Here is a 23,673-nt window from a genome sequence, read left to right on the forward strand (position 1 = left end):
CTCACCCTTGCCGACGTCCAAGCCGACGAAGATCTCCACGCTCTCGTAGCCAGCGACACTCAGGTTCACGCGTTCCTCCGATCGTCAGGTCATTGACGGCCTGCTATCGGCAGTGAGTGTCGGCATCCACGTTACGAATGACCTCGGATCTGTCTCCGGGCCCAGCCCCTATCAGCGATCACGCACTGCCAGACCAGGCCCGGTGACAACACCCCCCAGATCATGACTTCGACAGGGGGCAGTAATCATGCCGGGCCCGGCAGGCCGTCGCCCCTCAGCTTGCCGCCGAGAAGGCTCACGAAGAAGGTAACGGGGGCTCGGGGGCTCCGGGGGGGCTCGGGGGCTCGGGGCTCAGCCGAGCTGGATCGTGCGATTGTCGATGAGCCGGGTCACGCCGACGCGCGCGGCGACGATCGCGAGCGCGGGCCCTGTGGCGTCGCCCGCGACCGGGAGCAGGGTCTCGGGATCGACGATCACGAAGTAGTCGAGTTCGGCGCCGTCGTGGTCGCCGAACGCCGCCGCCGCTTCGGCGAGCGCCTCTGCGGGCCCCTCGCCGGCGGAATCGGCCGCGGCGCCGAGTGCCTCGGAGAGCACCAGGGCGGTCTCACGTGCGGCCTCGTCGAGGAACCGATTTCGGCTCGACAGCGCGAGCCCGTCGTGCTCGCGCACCGTCGGCACCACGTCGATCGCGATCGGAACGTCGAGGTCGCGCACCATCCGGCGGACGAGGAACACCTGCTGCGCGTCCTTCTGGCCGAAGACCGCGAACTCGGGGGCGACGATGTTGAAGAGCTTCGCCACGACCGTGAGCATGCCGTCGAAGTGGCCCGGTCGCGATGCCCCCTCGTAGAGCCCGCCGACGGAGCCCGCGACGACGCTGGTCGAGCTGCGGCCGTCGGGGTACATCTCGGTGGCCGACGGCGCGAACACCAGCTCGACTCCGAGCGCGGCGAGCGCGGCGACGTCGGCGTCGAGCGTGCGCGGGTAGCGGTCGAGGTCTTCGGCGGGCCCGAACTGGAGCGGGTTCACGAAGATCGACACGACGACGAGGTCGGCGAGATCGCGCGCCCGGCGCACGAGCGCGAGATGCCCGTCGTGCAGCGCGCCCATGGTCGGCACGAGGGCGACGGATGCCCCGCCCGCACGCCGCTCGGCGAGGAGCCCCCGGAGTTCGGAGATGGTCGACACCACGCGGGTGGCCGCCGTCGCGTTGTTCGTTCCGCTCACGCGTCGCCTCCCAGCGGCCGGTCGAATCCGGCCTCGTCGATCGTACCGGCGCCGTCGGGCCACGGCCCGCTGTCGTGACGGGCGAGCGCGTTCTCGACGGCGCTGCGCGCGAGCGCACCGAGCACGGCACCCGGGCGCGGCACGCCGATGCCGGTGAGCAGTGCGCTCGCCTGGTCGACGATCGCGCTCGAGAACGAGACGACGGTGTCGACGGCCTCGCCGTAGGCGGCCCGGTCGGCCTCAGCGACCACGAACGGCTCGCCGCCCATCTCGACGACGAGCGCCTGCCCGATCGGGAGGACGGGCGCCGGCGCGGTGACCGCGAACCAGGTGCCGGGCAGCCGCGCGAGGTCGAGGCTCGTGCCGGTGAAGGTCATCGCCGGGTGCACCGCGAGCGGGATCGCGCCCGAGCGGCGGGCGGGGTCGAGCACGCCGGTCCCGAACCGCGCCGAAGTGTGCAGCACGAGCTGGCCCGGTTGCCAGACGCCGGCATCGGCGAGCCCGGAGACGAGCGCCTCGAGTTCGTCGTCGGGCACCGCCAGCAGAACGAGTTCGCTGCGTTCGACGATCTCGGGCACCGCGAGCACCGGCACCCCGGGCAGCATGACCGAGGCGCGCTCGCGGCTCGACTCCGAGACGGCGGCGACGCCGGTGAGTGCGTGACCCGCACCGCCGAGGGCTGCGGCGAGCACCGCGCCGACCCGGCCCGCGCCGATCGTGCCGACACCGAGTCGGCCCGCACGCTCAGCCGACATGGTCGGCACCGGTCTGGTCGGCCGCCACCGTCGGGCGCGGCGTTTCGGGCGTCGAGGATGCCACGGGGGGCTCGTGTCCGGTCGCGCCCCAGTGGTGGGTGGTGTCGCTCGCGGCACGGTCGACGGCCTCCTCGGCGAGACGCTCGAACAGCCGCTCCGCCTCGCCGCGGTCGACGATCGGCAGCACCGCACTCACCGGGCCGGCCACGGTGTGCAGGCGGACTCCGGCGAGCCGCAGCCATCGGTCGATCGGGCCGACGGAGAGCGCGACCGACTGCATCCGCGCGAGCGGGACGAGGGTCAGGCTGCGCACGAGCGCGCCCCGTCGGATGAGGGCGACCCCGGACGCCGCGGCCCAGCCGATGCGATGCCACGAGAACGGGCGCAGCCAGGCGCCGCGGCGCGGCGCGGCGGCGTAGCCGCCGTCGGCGCCCTTGCCCATGAGCCCGGCGTCGACGAACGGTTCGACGTCGGCCGTGGCATCGGGCAGCAGCAGGGCGAGCACCCGGTGCACGTCGGCGGGCGTGCCGACCGGCAGCACGAGCGTGCGCTGCGCCATCTCGTTCGCGTTCGAGATCGAGGTGCCGGCGACGTTGATGCGGATCGACCACCAGCCGAACGGCCGCCAGAAGACCCACTGGGTCACGTCGACCGCGTGGATGCGGCCGGGCGGGATGGTCTGGTTCGCCGTCGAGAGCAGCCCGTGGCCGATGCGCACCCCGTCGGGGGTGCCGGCGATCGAGTACCGCAGCGACTTCGTGATGCGCGACCACGTGTAGCTCACGACACCGATGGCCGCGGGCACGAAACTGAACAGCAGCCACGTCTGGCGGGTCGCGACGCCTACGACGATGATGCCGACGAGCGCGAGCATCCAGATCATCGAGGCGCCGAGCAGCGTCGAACCGATGACCCGCCCGAGCGGGAGGCGCACGACCGACTCGGGTGCCGCGAGCTCGGGGTCGAGTTCGGGCGCGAGGAACTCGTCGACGCGCTGCCCGACGAGTGCGCCGGCGCGCGAGGCGACCGGGGTGCGGGCGGGCTGGCCCGGTGCGACCGGCTCGCTGGGCGCGCCCGGCACGGCCTGCACGGTCGGCTCAGTCGCGAGCGCTGCCGCGGACGCCGGCCCCGTGGCATCCGCACCGTCGGCGACGGGGCCGGCGGCCGCCGCGGCGGCCGCCGCCTTCTCGGCGCGAACCCCCGAGGCGAGCCGCAGCACGTCGGCGCGCAGCAGGTCGGCGAGCGCCGACCCGAGGTACGCCAACTGCACGTTCGCCGACTGCCCGGCCACCGAGACCTCGAGCTTCGCGGTGCCGAAGAGGCGGGCGAACAGCGGCCGGGTGACGTTGATGCCCTGGATGCGGTCGAGGCGGGCGCTGCGGTGCGATCGGAAGAGGATGCCGCTGCGCACCTCGACCGCTTCGGGCGTCACCCGGAAGGTGTGCATGCGCCAGGACAGCCAGAACGCCGCGATGACCACGACGAGCACCACCACGACGCCGAGCAGCGCCCATCCCACGAGGCCGTGCGTGACGATGCCGCCGATGGGGTCGTTCGCCCAGTCGTCCTGCCAGCCCTCGTACCGGCCGCCGAGGTCGTCGCGGGTCTCGGGCGCGAACACGACGAGGAAGAAGTCGACGACCCGCTCGCGCAGGTTGGCGATCACGAAGCCGAGCACCGCGATGAACACGAGCCCGCCGCGAAGCAACGGGCTCGCCGGGTGCAGGCGGTGCCATTCGCCGTCGGCGAGCGACACGACCGGTGCCGGACGCGCCGGAGCGCTCACAGCCCCGCCCGACGGGTCTCGGCGAGGGCGACGAGCTCGTCGCGGAGCCGGTCGGCCTCCTCCATCGGCAGGCCGGGCACGGTGACCGCGGTCGCGGCCGCCGCCGTGACGAACTTCAGGTCGGCGAGGCCGAGTGCACGCGCGACCGGGCCGCGGGTGATGTCGACGAGCTGCATGCGGCCGTACGGCACCGCCACCTGCCGCTGGAACATGATGCCCCGCCGGAACACGAGGTCGTCGGCGCGCAAGCGGTACTGGATGGAGCGCACTCGACGTGGCTCGAACGCGATGCCGATGATCGAGACGACGCCGATCACGGCGGCCGCCCAGAGCGCCCACTGCTGCTGCCAGAGGAAGTGCACGACGAGCGCGGCACCGACGAAGACCACCATGCCGATGAGCGAGCCGATCACCTCGACCATGACGTACTTCGGCGAAACTCGTCGCCATTCGTCGGAGGGGCCCGCCTCGGCCGGGCCGGCGAAGCCGGAGTCGACGTCTCCGCCGAACTGCCCGCCCCCGGGCTCGGGGGCGACCCGGTCGTGCTCGGTCGCGGCACCGTCGTGCTCAGGCATGCGCGTGTTCTTCCTTTTCGCTCTCGGTGTCGTCGGGGGGCAGCGTGCAGAACCACTCGGCGACGAGTCCGCCGGCCAGCAGCAGCGCGGCGCCGATCGCGGTCGCGAACGCGAGCCACACCGTTCCGGCGGGCGGCACCACGCTGCGGCTCAGGAGGAACAGCCCGATGCCGAGCCCCACGCCGAGCACGAGCGCCCCGCTCAGGCTGCAGGCCTTCGCGAGCACGGCGACGCGCATCGCACGGAACGGGTCGAGGTGCTTCGTCGCGGCGCCCTTCACCGCACGGCGGATCGGCCACGCCAGCACGATGACGATCACCCCGACGCCGACGAGGGTGATCGGGAGCGACAGCGGCGGCACCAGCGCCTTCGCGCCCGTGTTCACGATCGCGAGGTCGCCGAGGTAGCCGACGACGAGGCCGCCGAGCACGAAGGCGAGCAGCGTCGAGTAGTGCGTGCGCTTCATCGCCTGACCACCTCATCGGATGCCTCGGCGCGGAGCGCCGCCACGGGGCCCCGCCCGGGCAGCACCGCGTCGGGGTCGACGTCGAGCCAGGGCGCGAGCACGAAGGCGCGCTGCCAGGCCCGCGGGTGCGGCAGTTCGAGTCGGGCGTCGGCGAGCTCCAGCCCGTCGATGTCGATGAGGTCGAGGTCGAGCGTGCGATCGCCCCAGCGCTCGGCGCGCACCCGACCCTGCGCCGTCTCGATGCCTTGCAGCACGTCGAGCAGTGCGTGCGGCTCGAGCACGGTCTCGACGAGGAAGACCCCGTTGAGGTAGCCGGGGGCGTCGTGATCGACGCCCGTCGTCTTCAGCGCCGGAGTCTCGTAGAGCGGCGAGACGGCGAGGAGCTCGACGCCGTCGGCGTCGGCCAGGGCTCGTGCGGCGTCGGCGAGCGTCTGTTCGCGATCGCCGAGGTTCGCCCCGAAAGCGATGACGGCCCGGCTCATGCCCGGCGCCTCACGATCGTGACCGCGACATCCGCGAAGGGCACCGTGATGGGCGCCTGCGGCTTGTGCACCGTGACCTCGACCTCGTCGGCCGCCTCGAACGAGAGCGCGACGGCGGCGACCCGCTCGGCGACGGTCTCGATGAGGTCGACCGGGTCGCGCTCGACGGCGGCGACCACCTGCTCGGCGAGCTCGCCGTAGTGCACGGTGCGGGCGAGGTCGTCGCCCGAGGCTGCGACAGCGAGATCGACCGCGACGACGACGTCGATCACGAACTCCTGGCCCTCTGCGCGTTCGAAGTCGAACACCCCGTGGTGCGCGCGCACGCGCAGCCCGGTGAGGGTGATGCGGTCGCCCCGCCGAAGTCCGCGCTGTTCAGCCACGTCGTCCACTCTGCCACGCCCCGAGCACGTCGAGGGCGCGCCGGGTGCCGACCACGTCGTGCACGCGCACGCCCCACGCACCGGCCTGTGCCGAGAGCACGCTCACCACGGCGGTCGGCAGGTCGCGTTCGGCGACGGATGCCCCGTCGGGAAGCAGCGCCCCGAGGAATCGCTTGCGCGAGGCACCGACGAGGATCGGCAGCCCGAGCTCCGCAAGCACCTCGAGCCGGCCGAGCAGCTGCCAGTTCTGCTCGCCGCGTTTGGCGAACCCGAGACCGGGATCGAGGATGAGCCGGTCGGCGGTGATGCCCGCGCCGAGCAGCGCCTCGACCCGCGCGGCGAGCTCGTCGCGCACCTCGGCCGCGACGTCGCCGTACTCGGCGAGCTGGTCCATGCGGTCGGAGTGCCCACGCCAGTGCATTGCGACGTAGTGCGCACCGGTCTCGGCCGCGACGCGGGCCATCTCGGCGTCGGCGAGCCCTGCCGAGACGTCGTTGATGATCTCGGCGCCCGCCTCGACCGCGGCGCGCGCGGTCGCCGCGCGCATCGTGTCGACGCTGACCCGGATACCACGGCCGACGAGTTCTCGGATGACCGGCACCACGCGGCGCAGCTCCTCCCCGGGTTCGACACGCGCGGCGCCCGGACGTGTCGACTCGCCGCCGACGTCGACGAGGTCGGCTCCCTGGGCGACGAGCTCGACCCCGTGGTCGATCGCGGCCTCGGCGTCGAACCATCGGCCGCCGTCGCTGAACGAGTCGGGGGTGACGTTGACGACGCCCATGACCAAAGTGGGGTGAGGAGCGAGCGCAGCGAGCGTCTCGAACCCCCGCTGCCCGGGCGCCGAGGTTTCGAGATGGCCGCTGGCGGCCTCCTCGACCCGCGACTGCTCGTCAGGCATTCGTCTGGGCCCCGATGAGGGCGATGATCTCGGCGCGGCCGGCCGGCTCGGCGAGCGCACCCCGGCTCGCGATGGTCACGGTCGAGCTGCGCTCCTGCCGGGAGCCGCGGGTCGTGACGCAGCGGTGCTGCGCGTCGAGCACGACGAGCACGCCCTTCGGTTCGAGGCCGGTCACGAGCGCGTCGGCGATCTCCTCGGCGAGCCGCTCCTGCAACTGGGGCCGACGGGCCAGCGTGTCGACGACGGCGGGGATGCGGCCGAGGCCGACGACCCGGTCGCCGGGCAGGTAGGCCACGTGGGCGGTGCCCACGAAGGGCAGCAGGTGGTGTTCGCACACCGAGCGGAACGCGAGGTCGCGCAGGATCACCGCGTCGGACGTCGCCGGCACCCCGGCTTCGGTCGAGCCGAGCGGCACGGTGTCGGCGAGGTGGGTCAGCGGGTCGACGTCGAGCCCGCCGAAGAAGTCGGCGTAGGCCTCGGCGACCCGCTGCGGGGTGCGCTCGAGCCCGGGACGCGCGGGATCCTCCCCGATCGCGAGGAGGATCTCGAGCACCGCCCGCTCGATGCGTTCGGCATCCACTCCGGCCATGTCAGCCCTTCAGGCGGCGACGGTCACGCCGTCGCCGGGCGGGGGTTCGACCGCGGCGAGCGAGCCGCGGGCGCCTCTTCGGGCACCTGGCCCGAGTCGACGCCGCCGTCGACGGCGCCCTGGTCGATGGGCATCTTCTCGGTCGGGAACGAGATCGGCGGGATGTCGGAGACCGGGCGCTTGTCGCTCGAGAGCCACAGCGGGCGCTCGGGGAGCTTGCGCACATCCTTGAAGATCTCGGCGATCTGGTGGTGGTCGAGCGTCTCGTTCTCGAGGAGCTCGGCCGCGAGCTTGTCGAGGATGTCGCGGTTGTCGTTGAGCACCTGCCACGCCTCGTCGTGCGCCTGCTCGATGAGGGTGCGCACCTCCAGGTCGACGCGCTCGGCGATCTCTTCGGAGTAGTCGCGCTGGTGGCCCATGTCGCGACCGAGGAAGACCTCGCCCTGCGACTGGCCGAGCTTCACCGCGCCGACGTTCGCCGACATGCCGTACTCGGTGACCATCTTCCGGGCCGTCGAGGTGGCCTTCTCGATGTCGTTCGATGCGCCCGTCGAGGGGTCGTGGAACACGATCTCTTCAGCGACACGACCGCCCATGGCGTAGGTGAGCTGGTCGAGCAGTTCGTTACGGGTGACCGAGTACTTGTCTTCGAGCGGCATGACCATCGTGTAGCCGAGGGCGCGGCCGCGCGGGAGGATCGTGATCTTCGTCACGGGATCGGTGTAGTTCATCGCCGCCGCGGCGAGTGCGTGCCCGCCTTCGTGGTACGCGGTGATGAGCTTCTCCTTGTCTTTCATGACACGGGAGCGGCGCTGCGGGCCGGCGATCACGCGGTCGACGGCCTCGTCGAGGGCGCGGTTGTCGATGAGCTGCGCGTTCGACCGTGCGGTGAGGAGCGCGGCCTCGTTGAGCACGTTCGCGAGGTCGGCGCCCGTGAAGCCCGGCGTCTTGCGGGCGAGCACCTCGAGGTCGACTCCGTTCGCGAGCGGCTTGCCCTTCGAGTGCACCTCGAGGATCTTCTGGCGGCCCTTGAGGTCGGGGGCGTCGACGCCGATCTGACGGTCGAAGCGGCCGGGGCGCAGCAGCGCGGGGTCGAGGATGTCGGGGCGGTTCGTCGCCGCGATGAGGATGACGTTGGTCTTCGGGTCGAAACCGTCCATCTCGACGAGCAGCTGGTTCAGGGTCTGCTCGCGTTCGTCGTGCCCGCCGCCGAGGCCGGCTCCGCGGTGACGGCCGACCGCGTCGATCTCGTCGACGAAGATGATGGCCGGCGCGTTCTGCTTGGCCTGGTCGAAGAGATCGCGCACGCGGCTCGCACCGACGCCGACGAACATCTCGACGAAGTCGGAGCCCGAGATCGAGTAGAAGGGCACGCCCGCCTCGCCGGCGACGGCGCGCGCGAGGAGGGTCTTGCCGGTGCCGGGAGGGCCGTACAGCAGCACGCCCTTCGGGATGCGGGCGCCGACCGCCTGGAACTTCGCGGGCTCCTTCAGGAACTCCTTGATCTCGTGGAGCTCCTCGATCGCCTCGCTCGCGCCCGCGACGTCGTCGAAGGTGACCTTCGGGCTCTCCTTCGAGACGAGCTTCGCCTTCGACTTGCCGAACTGCATGACGCGATTGCCGCCGCCCTGCATGCCCGACAGCATGATCCAGAAGAAGACGCCGATCAGCAGCAGCGGGAGGAGGATGCCGAGCATCGACATGAACCAGTTCGGCTGCGGCACCTCGTCGTTGTAGCCGTCCTTCGGGTCGGCCGAGTCGACGGCCGCGACCACATCGGCGCCGCGGGGCGTGACGTAGTAGAACTGCACCTGCTTGCCGAGCTTCTCGTCTTCTTCGGCGAGCGTGAGGTCGACGCGGTTCTCGCCGTCGACGATCTTCACGGCGGCGACCTTGCCGTCGCTCAGCAGCTCGAGGCCCTGCTGCGTCGACACCTCTTTGAAACCGGACGCGGTGATGAGGCTCGAGCCGATCCACACGGCGACGATCGCGAGCAGGATGTAGATGATCGGCCCGCGGAAGACCTTCTTCATGTTCATGATCTTGCAAGGCTACCCCGCCGCTACTGGGCGACGGCTGCCTGTTCGCTGAAAGCGCGCAGCGCATGAAGCGGGGTTCCGCGCATTGCTCGCAAAAGCGGCGGCAGCGTCGTGCAGTCTGCTTCGGCGGCCGCCCTCGCCCATGGCTCGACTCTAGGCCGTCTGCGGTGACGCCGCGGGGCTGCGCCCGCCCCAGTCCGGGTGGTCTGAACGCGGCCGGGCTCAGCTGTAGACGTGCGGCGCGAGGATCGCGACGTCGCGCAGGTTGCGATAGCGCTCGGCGTAGTCGAGGCCGTAGCCGACGACGAACTGGTTCGGGATGTCGAAGCCGAGGTACTTGACACCGACCTCGACCTTCGCCGCGTCGGGCTTGCGGAACAGGGCGCAGATCTCGACCGACTCGGCGCCGCGCGACTCGAGGTTGCCGAGCAGCCAGCTGAGGGTCAGGCCCGAGTCGATGATGTCCTCCACGATGAGCACGTGGCGGCCCGTGAGGTCGGCGTCGAGGTCTTTCAGGATGCGGACGACGCCGCTCGACTGCGTGCCGGCGCCGTAGGAGGAGACCGCCATCCAGTCCATGTTGACGTGGCTCCTGAGCTCGCGGGCGAGGTCGGCCATGACCATGACGGCGCCCTTGAGGACACCGACGAGCAGCAGGTCTTTGCCGTCGTAGTCGGTTTCGATCTGCCGGGCGAGTTCGGCGAGTTTCGCATGGATCTCGGCCTCGGTGACGAGGGTCTCGGTGAGGTCGGCCTGAATCTCGCGCGCATCCATGCGGTAGATCCTAGACGAGCCGGCCGGTTGAGGAGCGAGCGCAGCGAGCGTCTGCGGGTTGAGCAGCGAGCACAGCGAGCGTCTCGAAACCGGCGCCGGGTTTCGAGACGCTCCGCTCCTCAACCCGCGATCCGTGCTCAGTGATCGTGCTCGAGGATTTCGGTCGACCCGGTCGTCGAGAACACGAGGTGCTTGCCGGCGCGGGTGGCGAGCGCTCCGCCGGGCAGGTCGACCGGACCTTGACCGTGCCAGTCGGTGACGAGCCGCGCCACCTCGAGCGTCTGCGTTCGGCTCAGCGACACTCCGAACTCGCTCGCGACGACGTGCCGGATGACCCGTTGCCTGAGGGCCGCGGGGTTCGCGGCGAGCGCGGCGACCGAGACCGCGATCCCGGCCTCCGCGGGTTCGCAGATCTCCTCGATGAACTCCTCGATCTGCTCGGCGAACGCCGCGTCGTCTTCGCGCAACTGCTCGGCGGTGCGCGCGAGCGCTTCGGCGATGCCCGGGCCGAGTTCGGCCTCGAGCACGGGCAGCACACGCTCGCGCACGCGCACTCGCGCGTAGGCCGGGTCGAGGTTGTGCGGGTCGTCCCACGGCTCGAGCCCCGCGTCGAGGCACGCCCGCCGGGTCGTCGCGCGACGGATGCCGAGCAACGGCCGCGCGTACCGGCCGGCGACCGGCGCCATGCCCGAGAGGCTCGCCGCGCCCGAGCCGCGGGCGAGACCGAGCAGCACGGTCTCGGCCTGGTCGTCGAGGGTGTGCCCGAGCAGCACGAGCGCGGCGCCCGTCTCGCGGGCGGCGTCGTCGAGCGCGGCGTATCGGGCGATGCGAGCGGATGCCTCGGGGCCGCCCTCGTCGCCCACCTCCACGCGGCGCACGAGCACCGGATCGAGCCCGAGTTCGCGGGCGGTCGCCGCGGCGGCGGACGCGGCATCCGAAGAGCCGGCCTGGAGACCGTGGTCGACGACCACCGCTCCGGCGCGGAGCCCGGCGCGGGGCGCCTCGAACGCGACGGCTGCGGCGAGCGCGAGCGAGTCGGCGCCGCCCGAGAGCGCGACGAGGATGAGCGGGGTCTCGATACGCTCCTTCGTCGCTTCTCGACCGACGGGCGGCGTCGCTTCTCGACCGACGGCGGTGAGCGCGGCGCGGACGGCGCGACGGACGTCGGCGATCGGCGGCGTCAATCGCGGTCGGCGGGGCTCCGTGGCATCCGTGTGATCGTCAGAAGTCATCGGGGTAACCTTATTCCGCCGCGTGCCGAGTGCCCGGCGAGACTTCCAGAACAGGAGAACCCAACGCATGGGCGAGTACAACGCCGTCATCGAGATCCCCAAGGGGAGCCGCAACAAGTACGAGGTCGACCACGAGACCGGCCGGGTGTTCCTCGACCGCGTGCTCTACACCGGCTTCGTCTACCCGACCGACTACGGCTTCTTCGAGGACACCCTCGGCGACGACGGCGACCCGCTGGACGTGCTCGTGCTCCTCGAGTACCCGCTCTTCCCGGGCGTCGGCGTCAAGGTGCGCCCGGTCGGCGTCTTCCACATGACCGACGACGGCGGCGGCGACGCCAAGGTCATCGCGGTGCCCGCGGGCGACCCGCGCTGGAACCACATCCAGGACGTCGACTCGATCCCCGAATTCACGCGCAAGGAGATCGAGCACTTCTTCGAGCACTACAAGGACCTCGAGCCCGGCAAGTGGGTCAAGACCGAGGGCTGGGCCGACGCGGCCGAGGCCGAGCGGCTGATCCAGAAGGCGATCGAGGCCTTCCCCGGTCACTGAGCGCGGAACGCCCGCGCCGCACCCCCTTCGGGTTTACAGGACATCGGCCTGTTTGCAGGACACTCTTGATCGAGTTCGTCCTGTGAACAGGCCTTTGTCCTGTAAACCCCGGGTGCTCGGGGATGCCACGGGTGAGGTGCGGGGTCGTCAGCCCGCCGGTCGTGCCGCGGCCGAGGGGCTGCCCCAGATGAAGTACTCGCGCACCGGCACGCCCTCGCGCGGGGCCTCGAGGATGCGCCCGCCGCCGAGGTAGATCGCGACGTGGTAGTAGTCGCCGCCCGACCCCCAGAAGAGCAGGTCGCCGCGCTGGATGCTGCCGAGCGAGACGGCCTTGCCGCGGCCCGCGAGCGTGTAGTACTGGTTCGTGGCGGAGTGCGTGCCGATGCCGATGCCCGCGTAGCCGTACGCCTCCCGGGTGAGGCCCGAACAGTCCCACACGTCGGGGCCGGCTCCGCCGAGCACGTACCGCTCGCCGAGCTGCTGCCGTGCGAACGCGATCGCCGTCTCGACGGCGTTCTGGTTCGGGGGCTTCGGGGCCGGGTTGGGAGCGGGGTTCGGAGCGGGGTTCGAGCTGCCGCCGCCGGTGCCGGATCCGCCGTTGCCGCCGCCATCGGATCCGCCCGTCGACGAATCATCCGGTTCGGCCTCCTCGAGCGCCGCCTCGGCCGCCTCACGGGCCTGACCCTCGACCCGTTCGCGCTCGAGCGATGCGGTCGTGTCCTTCAGAGAGGCGAGCTGCGCGTAGAGCTCGGCCGAGCGCTGCTCGGCCGACGCGACCGCCGCGAGCGCCGCATCGGCGGCCGCCCGTGCGCCGTCGGCCCGGGATTCGGCGAGCGCGGTCAGCCGTTCGTGCTCGGCGCGCGCCTCGCTCGCCTGGGCACGCAACGACTCGGCCGCATTGCGGTCGCTCTCGGCCTGCTCGTAGACGCCCTGCGACTGTTCGCCGAGCTTGGACGCGATGCCGAGCTGCTTCAGCAACCCATCGACGTCGTCGCCGCCGAAGACCAGCTCCGCCGAGAAGTCGTTTCCGGCCGTCCGCGCGAGGTGCGCCGCGAGCAGGCCTGCCCGCATCTTCGAGATCTCCGCGACGGCCTCGGCCTCCTCGGCCTGCTTGCCGAGGGTCTGCACCCGCTCGGCCGCGCGATCCCGTGCATCGACGGCGACCCGGTACGCCTCGTCGGCGACCATCGAGACCTGCACCGCGGCATCCGCCGTGTGCTGCAACCCGGCGAGCAGCGCACCCAGGCGGCCGATCTCGGCCTGCTTCGTCGCCTCGTTCTGCTTGGCCTGCTCGATCTCGCCCCACGAGGGGTAGTCGGGCTCGGCTGCCGCAGGCGGGCCGACGAGGCCGACCGACGCGGTCACCGCGCCGACCGCCATGGCGGAGAAGACGGTCGCGGGCTTCACCCGCGAGATCGGCCGCGTGCGGTGCTCAGCCAAGGTAGACACCCCGGTTCGCCATGAAGGGCACCGGATCGATGCGGTCCCAGCCGTCGTAGACCTCGAAGTGCAGGTGGCAGCCGGTCGAGGCGCCGGTCGTCCCCGACCACGCGATCTGCTGCCCGGCAGAGACCCACTGGCCGTAGCCGACGAGCAGGCCGCCGTCGACGATGTGCGCGTACCCCGTCGAGATGCCGCCGCCGTGATCGATCTTCACGAAGTTGCCGTAGCTGCCCGACCAGCCCGAGTAGGTGACGGTGCCGCTGTTGGCCGCGTAGATCGGCGCCCAGCAACCGGTCGCGAGGTCGGTCGCGTAGTGGAACGAGTTCGAGCAGTAGCCGTTTTCGCAGATGACCTCACGGGGTCCGTAGTCGCCCGAGATCCACCCCGAGGCGGGCTGTGCCCAGCCCGAGGTCGCGACCCCGCCCGGCGAACCGTTCTCCATCGCCTCCTTGCGACGGCGCTCCTCCTCCTTGCGCTTGCGCTCCTCTTCCTCCTTGCGCTTGCGCTCGCCCTCCTCGTAGGCCGCCGTGGTCTTCGCCTCAGCATCCTTCAGGAAGCTCAGCTGCGCCTCGAGCTCGACCTTCTTCGCCTGCGACTCGGCGAGCGCCGCCTCCGCGGCCGCCTGCGCCTCCTGCGCCGCCTGAAGCGCCGCTTCGGCGGCGACCCTGAGCTTCTCTCGCTCGCCCTGCGCGACCTCGGCCTGGTCGCCGAGGGACTGTGCAGAGTTCGCCTTCTCCTGCGCGGTGCGGTACACCTCGGAGCTGCGTTCGACCATCTGGCTCATGTTGCCGAGCTTCGAGAGCAGCGCATCGGTCGACCGGGCATCGCCCGCCTCGAGGAAGAGGCTCACGCCGAGGTCGCCGGTGCCCGTGCGGTAGAGCTGTGCGGCGACCTGCCCGGCGTGCTGCTCGGCCTCGGCCGCCTCGGCCGCGGAGGCGTCGGCCTCGGCCTGGATCTGATCGGCCCTGCGCACCGCGTCGTCGTACTTCTGCTGCGCGACGAGCAGTTCGTCGGTGCGTCGCTGCGCCTCGATCCGGGTGCGCTCGACATTCGCCTCGAGCTCGCCGATGAGTCCGACGATCTGCTTCACCGCCGCGGCGCCCGCGGCGGTGTCGGCCTTCGCCTGCTCGACCTCGTCCCAACTGGGGTAGTCGGCGGCGAAGGCGCCCTGCGGTGCGGCCACCGAACCGACGAGGGCCACTGCGACGAGTGCCGCGCCGGCGATGGCCCGCCGGATCAGGCTCGGTGGACCCTGCCGACTCAAGCGGGGTTGCGGGCTCGTTCGGGCTCGGGCGGTCTGCGATCGTCGTGTGGTGCGGTCCATGGTTCCCCGTCCACGCGGGCTTCGGGACCCCGCGCTCCTCGCTCTCGTTTCCGGGCACTGGCAGCCCTTACGATAGGCAGGCCGAGAACCGTTTCCGGGGATTTGACGGGCATGTCCGCGGATGCGCGGCACCCGCCGCGAGGCATCCTGCGCGCGCGTCTCACGCCGCCGTCGTGATCGTCTCGCCGTCGTTTTGCGCAGAATCGAATCACCACGTATGCTTGCTTCTCGGCGGTCGCGCTGCAGAGCGAGACCTCCGGCCCCATCGTTTAGTGGCCTAGGACACCGCCCTTTCACGGCGGCAGCACGGGTTCGAATCCCGTTGGGGTCACTTCGCAAGGCATATAATTGAACAGCTTCACTTCGAGGCCCTGTAGCGCAGTTGGTTAGCGTGCCGCCCTGTCACGGCGGAGGTCGCGGGTTCAAGTCCCGTCAGGGTCGCTCAGGCGACAAGCCCTTTCCCTTACGAGAGAAGGGGCTTTTCTCCTTTCGAGGCGGTCTTTCCACCTCGAGGCTCTGTAGCTCAGTTGGTAGAGCGTTCGACTGAAAATCGAAAGGTCACCGGATCGATGCCGGTCGGAGCCACCATCAAAACCCCCGGGCAACCGGGGGTTTTCTTGTTTCAGCGGGCGATCTCGCCGGGGCGCTCGCGAGGCTGTGCCATTAATGTGCCATTAATGTCGGCGGGGGCCCGCCGTCTGGTTCGCTTCTGTGGTTCGCCGGCTGCACTCTTCAGTGCGTCGTTCAGGGCTGCGCCGGCACGGAGGGCGACACCCTCGCGGGCACGCGAGTAGCGCTCGGTGACCTGCAGGCTCGAGTGCCCGAGCGTCGCCTGCACGTCGGGTGCGCTCGCGCCCGCATCGAACAGGATCGTGGCGAAGGTGTGCCGGAGGTCGTGGATGCGCAGGTCGGGTCGGCCGATCGCCTCGCGAAGTGTCTCCCAGTCGGCGCCGCGGCGCGCGTTGTGATTCGTGAGGCGGCCACCGTCGGGACCAGCGAAGAGCAGGTCGCTCGATTGCTTGCCTCTCGCCGCTTTTTCGGCGTACGGACGCAGGGCGTCGATCAGTGGGACGTCGCGGGACTTGTGGCTCTTCGGCGACTGCTCGATCAGCTCGCCGCGCTGGCCTGGGCTCAGCGACCGGCTGACGCGGATGATGCCGCGCTCGAAGTCGACGTCGCCGACGCGCAGCGCGGTCGCCTCCCCCGCCCGCATGCCGGTGTAGACGAGCGCCGCGAGGTAACCGCGGTACGCACCCTCGGGGACGAGGTCGAGCAGCATCTGGATCTGCTCGAGCGTGAGCGCGCGGGAGACCGGCGAGATCGAGTCGCGCATGCTCGGCCGCTTGACCTCACGGGCAGGGTTGTAGTCGATGAATCGGGAGCGGCGTGCGCCGTCGAGCAGGCGTGAAAGGACGGCGAGTGCGTCGTTCTTGGCGGAGGCTCCGCCCGACCACGCGACCATCGCCGACTCGATCATGGGCGAGGTGATGTCTTCGAGCCGGTGCCGGCCCAGGCTCGGCTTCACCCGCAGTCGCCAGGCCACGCCGTAGCTGCGCCCGGTCGCCGGGCGGACGGATGACGCGATCGCCGGCCAGTACTTCTCGTACCACTGCTCGAGCGTCATCGACCCGTTCGGGTTGCGGCCCGCTATGGCCTTGGCGAGTTCGCGTTTGGCCTCGGCGAGCGTCAGGAACGTGCGGGACCGCTCGGCCGCTCCCCCGTCGACGCTCGGGCCGACGACGCGGATCTGGTACCGCTGCCGGTCGGCGCGCCAGCGGATGCCCTCAGGCAGCGGCCGGCCCGTGCGCGGATCGACCCGCGACGGGGTGTCCTTCGTCGGCCGCCCGGCCATCAGTGCTCCGTGCCGCCCCGGGCGAGCAGGTCGTCGATCGTGTCGGCGCTCCAGAGCAGGTGCTTGCCCATGCGGGCGTCGGGCTCGGGGATGAGCCCGTCGTGGCGCAGCTTGTCGAAGCTCGAGACCGGGATGCGGCACCGCTCGGCCGCTTCGACTCGGCTCAGATACTCGACCCTCAGCGCGACGTCGACCATGATGCACCCCTTCGGCTAATCACCGCAGTGTTGGCATCTCGTGCATGCCAGCGCAAGCGCGGCTATTTGCAAGTATCTGAGAATATCACCACCACGCGTATTTCGGCAAGTACCTGAGTTGAGTGATTAGACTCGACACATGCCCGCCTCGACGCCCCGCTCCGGTGACCAGTCGTACGACGGCCTGCTCGTCGCCGACGACCTGCCCGAAGGGTGGCACCTGCCGAGCCGATTCCCCGGCGAACGCGACGACGACGCGAGCGAGCAGATCGATCAAGTACTCGGGTACGACGATCAGGGCTCGCCGGCGGACTCCGACCAGAACGAGACCACGGGCGGTCGCTGGCGCTACCTCGAGCACGAGGCCACGCACACCCGCGTGATGATCCGGCTGCAGCGGCAGCTCTTCGCTGTGCCCGAAGAGATCCGCATCACCGGCGTGATCTACCTGCCGTGGCGCCCGGGCGACCCGATCACGAGCCAGCTCCTGCGCGAACTGCCGACGGCTCGCATCGAGGCCGCGATCAACAAGCGCCTCTTCGCGATGAAGCGCACCGAGACGATCACCGGCGGCAAGATCGTGCTGCCGTCGGGCCGCAAGGTGAGCGAGCGCGACCTGCTCAAGCCGCTGGGCGATCCGAAGAAGGTGCCCGACTTCTACGAGTTGGTCGCGCTGCAGCACGGCCGGCTGACGCAGCAGGGCGATGCAAACCCGAGCGCGACGATGGCACAGGTCAACGGCGTCGCCCTGTCGACGGCCCAGGGGTGGGTGACGAGAGCTCGCGAGCGCGGGCTGCTTCCCCCGGGTCGACGCGGGCGCGCGGGGTAGCATCGCACCATCAAACCGTCAAACCGTCAAGGCATTTCACGCTAGCCAATGAAGGACGCGTCATAAGCGAACTGGCGCAACCTCTTTGGGAGGTCGGAGCTCACCGCTTCGCTGAGTCCGGTAGGGCTCCAGCGAACTAAGAGACTGGCCTTGGTTCACTCACAAGCTGAAGGACCGCCAAGCCTAGAGCGTGCGCAAGCTTTACCGGAACAGCGTTGCCGATTTGACGCTCGATCTGGCCGTACGTGCCCCGGAACCTATAGCGGTGTGGGAAGGTCTGCAGACTCGCAGCCTCGCGCAAGGTTATCCCGCGATGCTCGGTTGGATGGACGAATGAACCACACGAAGGTGTCGTGCATCTCGTCGTCATCGTTGGCGCAGGACGATCGGCCTTGATGCGACCGTATGAAGAAGTTGCATTCCTGCGGCCCTTAGCTTCGATGCGCCCATGGCACGCAAGCCTGAGGTCCTCGGGAAGGTCAAACCGGTTTCCGCCGATGGGAATCGCTCTAATTCGGCGCTCCACGATGGGGGAAGACCGACGAGCAATGTTCAGCGGGTCGTCGTGAAGTCCACCAATAGGAATTCGTGACAAGGCATCACCTGCAGTTGCTTCGGCATGATCAAAATAACCGGGCAACAAAGATCGCAAGTCATGTGGAAAGTCGGCATCGTGTGCGCCTCGAACGGCGATAACGATCAAGCGCTTGCGACGTTGTGGCACTCCAAAGTCCGCCGCCTGAACCACATACTGGCGCGACAGATAGCCGAGCCCGTGGATCTCAGCAAGGAGCTTCGGAAGACGAGCATCCCGCGCTAGCCCGGGTACGTTCTCGAGCAAGATAGCGCGGGGAAGAAATGCCCTAACAAATCGGGCCACATCGAGCACCAGGTCGTTTCGCGCATCGTCGATTTCTCCACTGGCAAGTGTCGAGAAGCCTTGGCAAGGCGGGCAAGCCTTGAGCAGCGTCAATTCCCCTTGGCTGAGGCCCAAGTCGTCCCTAAATTGGAACTCATCCACCTCTCGGATATCAGAGACGGCCACGCTCATAGCGGGATGGTTCTCTCGCAGACTCGCGGCAGCCATGGCATCGTTTTCGATTGCGCCGAGCACGGAGAATCCGGCGTCGGTGAGCCCTTGACTGGCTCCGCCAGCTCCCGCGAAAAGATCAACTGCGGTCGGTCTCAGCATCTTCCAACCCTATTGTCCTCGCGAGCTCCTCCGCCCCCTGGACGTCCTCGGCCGCTTCGTGGTGTCCTTCGGGGGTGAGGACGGTATCGGCCGTGATGTCTTCTTCGTCTTCAGATTGAGAATTCCCGTCGAGCGAGCCGATGGCAGCGATGCGTGGGTCGCCCTCAGGCGCTCGTGACTTCACGAGCTCCAAATACTCGCGGTGGAGGCGCTGCGCAGTCTCGAGCAGACCGTCCCACGTCACGATGATCACGTCACCGGTCTGGCGGAGCCTCTCCGCCAGGTCAGCAGCCTCCGGATCCATACGAGAGAAGATGAGCACACCCGTGATCCGACTTCTGTGCGCCGGACCGCCATTCGTGGCGTTGTTCCATCGGTTGAGATAGAGAAGGTAGTCCTCCAACTGCCGGATTTCCTCGCGCCCGACCTTGAGTCCCGGCCGCTTTACTTCTACAACCACGGCGTGCGCAGAATCTCCAATACAAAGGAAGTCGAGGCGCTTGCCACCCCGCTTCTTGACAGACTTCGGCTTGTTGAAATGCTTCGCAAGGATGTTGTCAAGAGACTGCTCATGCGCCATCATCTGCCAACTCGGATCGATGAGCCAGGGATGGTCCCGAAGGAAATCCTGCATGTTTGGCTTCTCGGGCAGCCCGAGATCGATCATTTCCTCAAACGTGCGAATTAGTTCTACCCGTCCGCGCACGAGTTGAGCGGTTTGAACGGCTTCGATCACATCCCACTCCGCAATAACACTCGCCACCTCATCGAGCGCTGCTGCATCGAGATCCCGAAGTGACCTGATCACCGCCAGGAAGTGATCGTTCTCGTATGCCTGGATGAGGATCTTCACGATTTCATCCAGGCGCTCATTGTCGATGGTCTCGATACGCGCAAGGGTGTCGATCGCGCTGACCAGCTCGGCGCGCTCGCGCTCGGGAAACTTCGCAATCGAGTCCATGAACCGCGTCGTGTCGGTGAGGCGCTTTATCTGATTGTCGCGTCGACCCCTACTCCAGTCCCTTAGAAGTCGACGTACGAGCGCCTGACCCCAATCCAGGACTGGCCTCGCGACCGGATCCTCCCAAAGCACGCTTGCCCGGTCGGTGGCAATGAGGTCCGCTCCGGCGTCCAGCCCATCCGCGATGACTTCACCTGTCAGATACTGAAGGCCAAGCTGGCTCCCAGCACCACCCGACAGTTCAAAGAAGAAGGGTGCCTGAGCGATCTTGCCGCGAGCAAGGACGGCGATCCCGCGAGATTCCTCGACCTGGATTGGCTTTTCAGTAAACCCGGCCCACCACCGAACAGTGCCGATGCCTGGAACTTCGTCCACACTCCACCCGGTCTCGGGAAAGCGAAACTGCAGCGGCATGTCGAAACGCTTGAGCGCATCACCATTGATGCGCACGACGAAGGCGTCGGACATCAGTGAGAACCGACGAATCATTCCTCTTAGGAATCGGTCCTTGCTGATCCGGTTCTGGAGTTGCAGCCGTTTGAGTGTGATCTCGGTGCCACTGGAAATCGGATCGGTCGGCTGTACTGGTCGATCCTCGAGAATCTCCGGCTCGTAGGGCTTAACTTCAGACTCGGAATCAGTGATCTTGTCGTAGTCCATGCGGAATGCCGTCAGATGACCATCGTTCACGGTCCAGACCTCGACGACCTTGGCGATACCGAATCCCGCGAGCTTTCCGATGCCCTTTCGGCCAAGGACAGGCCTGCCGGCTGGCGAGTAGTCCCCCTCCGCCACCCGCCGGTTGCGGCCGAGCATCAAGTACTTCTCATTCACCTGATCGAAGGTCATGCCGATTCCGGAATCACGAATCACTATCTCAGATGTCGGCAGAATGGGCTCATCGAACGGGATGGTAACGTCTACGAGCGACGCATCCGCGTCCCACGCGTTGGACACCAACTCGGCGATCGAGGCGACGGCCCCCGAGTACATCTGCAGACCTAGATGCCTCACGAGCGAACCCGCGAATTTCATCTCGAGCAGACGTGGTGATGGCAAGGAAGTCGTCATGGAATGCCCAGTCTTGATAGTCGAAGAGTTACGGGCAAACCTACTGCCTCTACGATCGCCGACGTGGGACCAGCGATCTCATTTGTCGGCTAGGCCTGTCGCCGCGTAGCGCCGCACTCAGCGCCAGATGCGCCGATGTCGGAACGGCCAACGAATTCTTTGACGCACAGCGACAAGCGCCATCGAGCCCGAGTTTCGATATTCACAAGTTGAATGGACGTATGCTACCATAGGTAGTTGCAAGAACCTGAGCTAGCTCGGAGGAAGGCAGTGAAGGGTGGCGTGATCCTGTACCGGGGTTCTGGGGCCGACGCGCGCCGGTACCTCGAGTCGGATCGCTCCCGCGCCGACGACTACTACCTCGAGGGCGGGACATCCCTCGCCGAGTTCTCCGTCGTCGGCGGCGATGGCGAGGTCATCGGCGAAGGCGCACTCACCCCAGACCAATACGCGAACTGGGTGGACTGGATCAACCCGCTCACCAGCGAGTCGATGGGCAAGCCCCGCTTGCCGGGCGATGGCCGGCAAGGATCGCCGCGATTCGCGGAGATGGTCGTGAATGCGCCGAAGTCCCTGTCAATTGCCGCGGCGTTGCACCCCGAGGTATCCGTCACTCTCGATGCTGCGCAGCGCGACGCGGTCGCCGCGATTCGCTCGTGGCTCGGCCAGCACTCGGTCACGAGGGTCGGCCCGCGCGGGCAGCAGCGGGTCGTTCCCGTCGAGCAGCTGGAAACGGTCGCCGTCTCGCACAAGACCTCCCGTGCGGGAGACCCGCACCGACATATCCATTTCCAGATCGGGACGCGGGTGTGGGCAGCCGGAACATGGCGCGGCCTCGACACTGCGGCACTGTTCCGACAGCAGGGCGCGATCCGTTCGCTGGGCACGGCCGTCATCGCCGCACACCCCCAGCTCGCGACCGTCCTCGATGCCCACGGTCTGACCCTCGACCCTGTGACCGGAGAGGTCGCGGAGCTTCAGCCCTTCAACGCCGTGATGAGCAAGCGGGCCGAGCAGGTCGCGCGCAACCTCGCGCACTTCGAGAAGGAGTGGCGGGCAACGCATCCTGACGCGGAGCCTGGCCCGACGGCGATGTCGCGGCTGATCACGATGGCGTGGGATCACGAGCGGCCGCACAAGCGACCGTCCTCCCTCGGCAGCGAGGCGGCATGGCGCGCCGAGCTTGCGGACGCCGGCTACCGCCCCGACTTCGAGCGACGTCCTGCGCCGGCGCCGACGTCGCTGGACGACGTGAGTATTCGGAATGTCGCATCGCGTGCGCTCGACCGTTGCGCGGCTGCAGCGTCGACGTGGACGGTGCACGACATCCAGGAGCAGGTCACGCGCATCATCACGGAGACCGGCGTGCGCGCCGACGCGAAATCACTCTGCAAGAGCTGACCGTGCTCACGACAGGGCTGGCCGCGGATGACTGCCTTTCGGTCTTGCCACCCGACAGCCCGCATCCCGAGCACGTGGCACACCTCACGAGCATGCACGTCATCGCCGCCGAGACCCGGCTGCGCGACCTGCTCACGGCACGGGCCGCATACGCCGGCCGACGTCGCCGGCCGGACCTGACGCGCATCGGACGCCGGCACCGGCTCGACGCCGCGCAGGTGCGAGCGGCCTCGGCCGTGGCATCCACCGAGCCGCTCGTCGTCGTGGAGGGCGCCGCCGGCGCGGGCAAGACGACGATGCTCGCCGCCGCAATTGAGGCCGCCGCTGCGCACGGCCGCGCGATCCGCGTGGTCACGCCGACGAAGAAGGCCGCCGACGTTGCCCGCCAGGAACTCGGCGTTGCAACCGACAGCGTCGCGAAGCTCGTGCACGAGCACGGCTGGCGCTGGAATCGAGACGGCGTCTGGACCCGGCTCGCCGTCGGCGATACAGATCCTGATACGGATGCCGCGTACGCCGGCCCCGCGGCATCCGCTCGTCTTGCTCGTGGTGAGCGCATCGTCGTCGACGAAGCGGGGATGCTCGACCAGGACACGGCGCTCGCGCTCCTGACCGTTGCCGATGAGCACGGCGCCACCGTCGCCCTGATCGGCGACCGCGCGCAACTCGCAGCGGTCGGGCGCGGAGGTGTACTCGACATGGCGGCGCAACTGCTCCCCCGCGTGCACAGCATGACGACCGTTCACCGTTTCACCAACCCCGCGTACGCCGCGCTCACTGTGCAGATGCGCAATGGGGCTCGCCTTGCATCGCTGTTCGACCGTCTCGCAGCGCTCGGCCTCGTCGCGACGCATGAAGACACGGATGCCCTCCAGGACGCGGTCGCATGCGAGTGGCGGGATGGAGATGCCCTCACGGTTGCGACGAACGACGGAGCCCGCGAGTTGAACGCACGCATCCGTGAGGAACGGATACGGGCACGGCGGGTCGATGACGATCGCACGGCAACCGGGAGCGACGGCCTGAGCATCGGACGCGGCGACGTGATCCAGACCAGGCAGAATGACGCCGCCGTGCACGTGGCGAACCGGCAGACCTGGATCGTCCAGTGCGTAAGCAGCGATGGTTCGTTGTGGGCGAGGGAGCGAAACGCCCGCAGACGCAGCACTGTGCACTTGCCTGCTGAATACGTTGCCGAGCACACCCATCTGGCGTACGCCTCGACTGCTTATGGGATGCAGGGCACGACCGTGGCCGCCTCGCAGACGGTGCTAGCTGACACCATGGATGCATCCACCGTCTACGTCGGAATGACCCGCGGACGAATCTCCAACCGCCTCCACATCGTCGCGACTGATCTGGACGACGCGCGGGAGCAATTCGTGCTCGCAATGGAACGCAATCGCGCCGATCGCGGACTCTTGCAGGCGACGGCCGCTGCACGAGAGTCCATCCGCGGCCTCGTCACTGGTACGGAGCGGCGGCAGCGCGAAGCAAATCTGCCGGATGGAACCAGATTCAATCGAGACCTGGCAAGACGGAGCACCCCGGAAACGGGCTTGGGCCGGTGAGCGGCGGGCGCACTACTTGCGCCGCCCAATGATTGCCGCGCGGCGGCGAGAGCTGCCATTCCGCCTCACG

Annotated in this window: 22 protein-coding genes and 3 tRNA genes; 7 read left to right on the forward strand and 18 right to left on the reverse strand. The window is 68.9% G+C overall.

The window, feature by feature from the left end; translation table 11 throughout:
- Nucleotides 1-351 precede the first annotated feature (351 nt).
- From panC to tilS, 12 genes are all read right to left on the reverse strand, one after another.
- Nucleotides 352-1,227 (reverse strand): pantoate--beta-alanine ligase, encoded by an 876-nt coding sequence (gene panC / locus H516_RS0104325; RefSeq protein WP_022888495.1) that lies wholly within the window; start codon nt 1,225-1,227, stop codon nt 352-354.
- Complete coding sequence (locus H516_RS18245; RefSeq protein WP_084620465.1) at nt 1,224-1,982, reverse strand: Rossmann-like and DUF2520 domain-containing protein; 759 nt, start codon at nt 1,980-1,982, stop codon at nt 1,224-1,226. The genes panC and H516_RS18245 overlap by 4 nt, the downstream gene beginning before the upstream one ends.
- Nucleotides 1,972-3,768 (reverse strand): PH domain-containing protein, encoded by a 1,797-nt coding sequence (locus H516_RS21980; RefSeq protein ID WP_051138699.1) that lies wholly within the window; start codon nt 3,766-3,768, stop codon nt 1,972-1,974. Before H516_RS21980 ends, H516_RS18245 begins: the two co-directional genes overlap by 11 nt.
- Entirely contained in the window at nt 3,765-4,343 is a 579-nt protein-coding gene (locus tag H516_RS18255; protein ID WP_022888498.1) for a PH domain-containing protein, read from the reverse strand. Before H516_RS18255 ends, H516_RS21980 begins: the two co-directional genes overlap by 4 nt.
- Nucleotides 4,336-4,809, reverse strand: coding sequence for a DUF3180 domain-containing protein (locus H516_RS18260; protein ID WP_022888499.1), 474 nt, complete (start codon nt 4,807-4,809; stop codon nt 4,336-4,338). The genes H516_RS18255 and H516_RS18260 overlap by 8 nt, the downstream gene beginning before the upstream one ends.
- Nucleotides 4,806-5,291 carry a 2-amino-4-hydroxy-6-hydroxymethyldihydropteridine diphosphokinase gene (gene folK, locus H516_RS18265; protein WP_033196818.1) on the reverse strand — a complete coding sequence of 162 codons (486 nt, stop codon included), beginning with the start codon at nt 5,289-5,291 and terminating at the stop codon, nt 4,806-4,808. Before folK ends, H516_RS18260 begins: the two co-directional genes overlap by 4 nt.
- On the reverse strand, nt 5,288-5,674 hold the full coding sequence (gene folB, locus H516_RS0104355) for a dihydroneopterin aldolase (RefSeq protein WP_026378416.1): 387 nt from the start codon (nt 5,672-5,674) through the stop codon (nt 5,288-5,290). The genes folK and folB overlap by 4 nt, the downstream gene beginning before the upstream one ends.
- Nucleotides 5,667-6,458, reverse strand: coding sequence for a dihydropteroate synthase (gene folP / locus H516_RS0104360; protein WP_033196842.1), 792 nt, complete (start codon nt 6,456-6,458; stop codon nt 5,667-5,669). The genes folB and folP overlap by 8 nt, the downstream gene beginning before the upstream one ends.
- 109 nt (nt 6,459-6,567) lie before the next feature.
- Nucleotides 6,568-7,164 carry a GTP cyclohydrolase I gene (gene folE, locus H516_RS0104365; protein WP_022888501.1) on the reverse strand — a complete coding sequence of 199 codons (597 nt, stop codon included), beginning with the start codon at nt 7,162-7,164 and terminating at the stop codon, nt 6,568-6,570.
- Nucleotides 7,165-7,187: 23 nt separating this feature from the next.
- Nucleotides 7,188-9,203, reverse strand: a complete 2,016-nt coding sequence (gene ftsH / locus H516_RS0104370) for an ATP-dependent zinc metalloprotease FtsH (protein ID WP_022888502.1) — start codon at nt 9,201-9,203, stop codon at nt 7,188-7,190.
- A 222-nt stretch (nt 9,204-9,425) separates the two neighbouring features.
- Entirely contained in the window at nt 9,426-9,977 is a 552-nt protein-coding gene (gene hpt, locus H516_RS0104375; protein WP_022888503.1) for a hypoxanthine phosphoribosyltransferase, read from the reverse strand.
- Nucleotides 9,978-10,114: 137 nt separating this feature from the next.
- Entirely contained in the window at nt 10,115-11,209 is a 1,095-nt protein-coding gene (gene tilS / locus H516_RS0104380; RefSeq protein ID WP_051138700.1) for a tRNA lysidine(34) synthetase TilS, read from the reverse strand.
- Between the two features lie 67 nt (nt 11,210-11,276).
- Between tilS and ppa the strand changes: the two genes are divergently transcribed.
- Nucleotides 11,277-11,762 carry an inorganic diphosphatase gene (ppa, locus tag H516_RS0104385; protein WP_022888505.1) on the forward strand — a complete coding sequence of 162 codons (486 nt, stop codon included), beginning with the start codon at nt 11,277-11,279 and terminating at the stop codon, nt 11,760-11,762.
- A gap of 147 nt (nt 11,763-11,909) precedes the next feature.
- Here the strand turns inward: ppa and H516_RS0104390 are convergent, their stop codons facing one another.
- Complete coding sequence (locus H516_RS0104390) at nt 11,910-13,202, reverse strand: C40 family peptidase (protein WP_022888506.1); 1,293 nt, start codon at nt 13,200-13,202, stop codon at nt 11,910-11,912.
- Complete coding sequence (locus tag H516_RS18270; protein ID WP_245561721.1) at nt 13,195-14,406, reverse strand: peptidoglycan DD-metalloendopeptidase family protein; 1,212 nt, start codon at nt 14,404-14,406, stop codon at nt 13,195-13,197. The genes H516_RS0104390 and H516_RS18270 overlap by 8 nt, the downstream gene beginning before the upstream one ends.
- 381 nt (nt 14,407-14,787) lie before the next feature.
- Between H516_RS18270 and H516_RS0104400 the strand changes: the two genes are divergently transcribed.
- From H516_RS0104400 to H516_RS0104410, 3 genes are all read left to right on the forward strand, one after another.
- Nucleotides 14,788-14,860 (forward strand) — tRNA-Glu (locus H516_RS0104400).
- Nucleotides 14,861-14,896: 36 nt separating this feature from the next.
- Nucleotides 14,897-14,970: transfer RNA gene (locus H516_RS0104405), tRNA-Asp, on the forward strand.
- 71 nt (nt 14,971-15,041) lie between these two features.
- Nucleotides 15,042-15,117 (forward strand) — tRNA-Phe (locus H516_RS0104410).
- 34 nt (nt 15,118-15,151) lie between these two features.
- Here the strand turns inward: H516_RS0104410 and H516_RS0104415 are convergent.
- Nucleotides 15,152-16,381: a tyrosine-type recombinase/integrase gene (locus tag H516_RS0104415; protein ID WP_022888508.1), complete on the reverse strand. Its 1,230-nt coding sequence runs from the start codon at nt 16,379-16,381 to the stop codon at nt 15,152-15,154.
- Nucleotides 16,381-16,578 (reverse strand): hypothetical protein, encoded by a 198-nt coding sequence (locus H516_RS0104420; RefSeq protein WP_022888509.1) that lies wholly within the window; start codon nt 16,576-16,578, stop codon nt 16,381-16,383. The genes H516_RS0104415 and H516_RS0104420 overlap by 1 nt, the downstream gene beginning before the upstream one ends.
- 139 nt (nt 16,579-16,717) lie before the next feature.
- Between H516_RS0104420 and H516_RS0104425 the strand changes: the two genes are divergently transcribed.
- On the forward strand, nt 16,718-17,407 hold the full coding sequence (locus tag H516_RS0104425) for a hypothetical protein (protein ID WP_022888510.1): 690 nt from the start codon (nt 16,718-16,720) through the stop codon (nt 17,405-17,407).
- Between the two features lie 136 nt (nt 17,408-17,543).
- Here H516_RS0104425 and H516_RS21560 read toward each other — a convergent pair whose 3' ends face one another.
- Both H516_RS21560 and H516_RS0104430 read right to left on the reverse strand, forming a co-directional pair.
- The gene (locus tag H516_RS21560; RefSeq protein WP_084620324.1) at nt 17,544-18,599 is read right to left on the reverse strand and encodes a DNA cytosine methyltransferase; all 1,056 of its coding nucleotides are present in this window, start codon (nt 18,597-18,599) and stop codon (nt 17,544-17,546) included.
- Nucleotides 18,577-20,631, reverse strand: a complete 2,055-nt coding sequence (locus H516_RS0104430) for an ATP-binding protein (protein ID WP_084620327.1) — start codon at nt 20,629-20,631, stop codon at nt 18,577-18,579. Before H516_RS0104430 ends, H516_RS21560 begins: the two co-directional genes overlap by 23 nt.
- 282 nt (nt 20,632-20,913) lie before the next feature.
- On the opposite strand from H516_RS0104430, the gene mobF reads away from it, so the two are divergent.
- Together mobF and H516_RS22650 are read left to right on the forward strand one after the other, a co-directional pair.
- Nucleotides 20,914-22,032, forward strand: coding sequence for a MobF family relaxase (gene mobF, locus H516_RS22645; RefSeq protein WP_245561723.1), 1,119 nt, complete (start codon nt 20,914-20,916; stop codon nt 22,030-22,032).
- Nucleotides 22,033-22,124: 92 nt separating this feature from the next.
- Nucleotides 22,125-23,603, forward strand: a complete 1,479-nt coding sequence (locus H516_RS22650; RefSeq protein WP_245561724.1) for an ATP-dependent DNA helicase — start codon at nt 22,125-22,127, stop codon at nt 23,601-23,603.
- The last annotated feature ends 70 nt before the right edge of the window (nt 23,604-23,673 follow it).

It is taken from the genome of Agromyces italicus DSM 16388 (assembly GCF_000421545.1).
In the GTDB taxonomy this organism is placed as follows: domain Bacteria; phylum Actinomycetota; class Actinomycetes; order Actinomycetales; family Microbacteriaceae; genus Agromyces; species Agromyces italicus.

What these genes read in the sequence shown, in the direction of transcription:
- H516_RS0104420 (WP_022888509.1), bottom strand. Translation starts at nt 16,578, where the DNA reads ATGGTCGACGTCGCGCTGAGGGTCGAGTATCTGAGCCGAGTCGAAGCG.
- H516_RS0104430 (WP_084620327.1), bottom strand. Translation starts at nt 20,631, where the DNA reads ATGACGACTTCCTTGCCATCACCACGTCTGCTCGAGATGAAATTCGCG.
- hpt (WP_022888503.1), bottom strand. Translation starts at nt 9,977, where the DNA reads ATGGATGCGCGCGAGATTCAGGCCGACCTCACCGAGACCCTCGTCACC.
- H516_RS0104415 (WP_022888508.1), bottom strand. Translation starts at nt 16,381, where the DNA reads ATGGCCGGGCGGCCGACGAAGGACACCCCGTCGCGGGTCGATCCGCGC.
- H516_RS18260 (WP_022888499.1), bottom strand. Translation starts at nt 4,809, where the DNA reads ATGAAGCGCACGCACTACTCGACGCTGCTCGCCTTCGTGCTCGGCGGC.
- ftsH (WP_022888502.1), bottom strand. Translation starts at nt 9,203, where the DNA reads ATGAACATGAAGAAGGTCTTCCGCGGGCCGATCATCTACATCCTGCTC.
- folE (WP_022888501.1), bottom strand. Translation starts at nt 7,164, where the DNA reads ATGGCCGGAGTGGATGCCGAACGCATCGAGCGGGCGGTGCTCGAGATC.
- folK (WP_033196818.1), bottom strand. Translation starts at nt 5,291, where the DNA reads ATGAGCCGGGCCGTCATCGCTTTCGGGGCGAACCTCGGCGATCGCGAA.
- tilS (WP_051138700.1), bottom strand. Translation starts at nt 11,209, where the DNA reads ATGACTTCTGACGATCACACGGATGCCACGGAGCCCCGCCGACCGCGA.
- H516_RS18255 (WP_022888498.1), bottom strand. Translation starts at nt 4,343, where the DNA reads ATGCCTGAGCACGACGGTGCCGCGACCGAGCACGACCGGGTCGCCCCC.
- H516_RS18245 (WP_084620465.1), bottom strand. Translation starts at nt 1,982, where the DNA reads ATGTCGGCTGAGCGTGCGGGCCGACTCGGTGTCGGCACGATCGGCGCG.
- folP (WP_033196842.1), bottom strand. Translation starts at nt 6,458, where the DNA reads ATGGGCGTCGTCAACGTCACCCCCGACTCGTTCAGCGACGGCGGCCGA.
- H516_RS0104425 (WP_022888510.1), top strand. Translation starts at nt 16,718, where the DNA reads ATGCCCGCCTCGACGCCCCGCTCCGGTGACCAGTCGTACGACGGCCTG.
- ppa (WP_022888505.1), top strand. Translation starts at nt 11,277, where the DNA reads ATGGGCGAGTACAACGCCGTCATCGAGATCCCCAAGGGGAGCCGCAAC.
- H516_RS21560 (WP_084620324.1), bottom strand. Translation starts at nt 18,599, where the DNA reads ATGCTGAGACCGACCGCAGTTGATCTTTTCGCGGGAGCTGGCGGAGCC.
- H516_RS22650 (WP_245561724.1), top strand. Translation starts at nt 22,125, where the DNA reads ATGCACGTCATCGCCGCCGAGACCCGGCTGCGCGACCTGCTCACGGCA.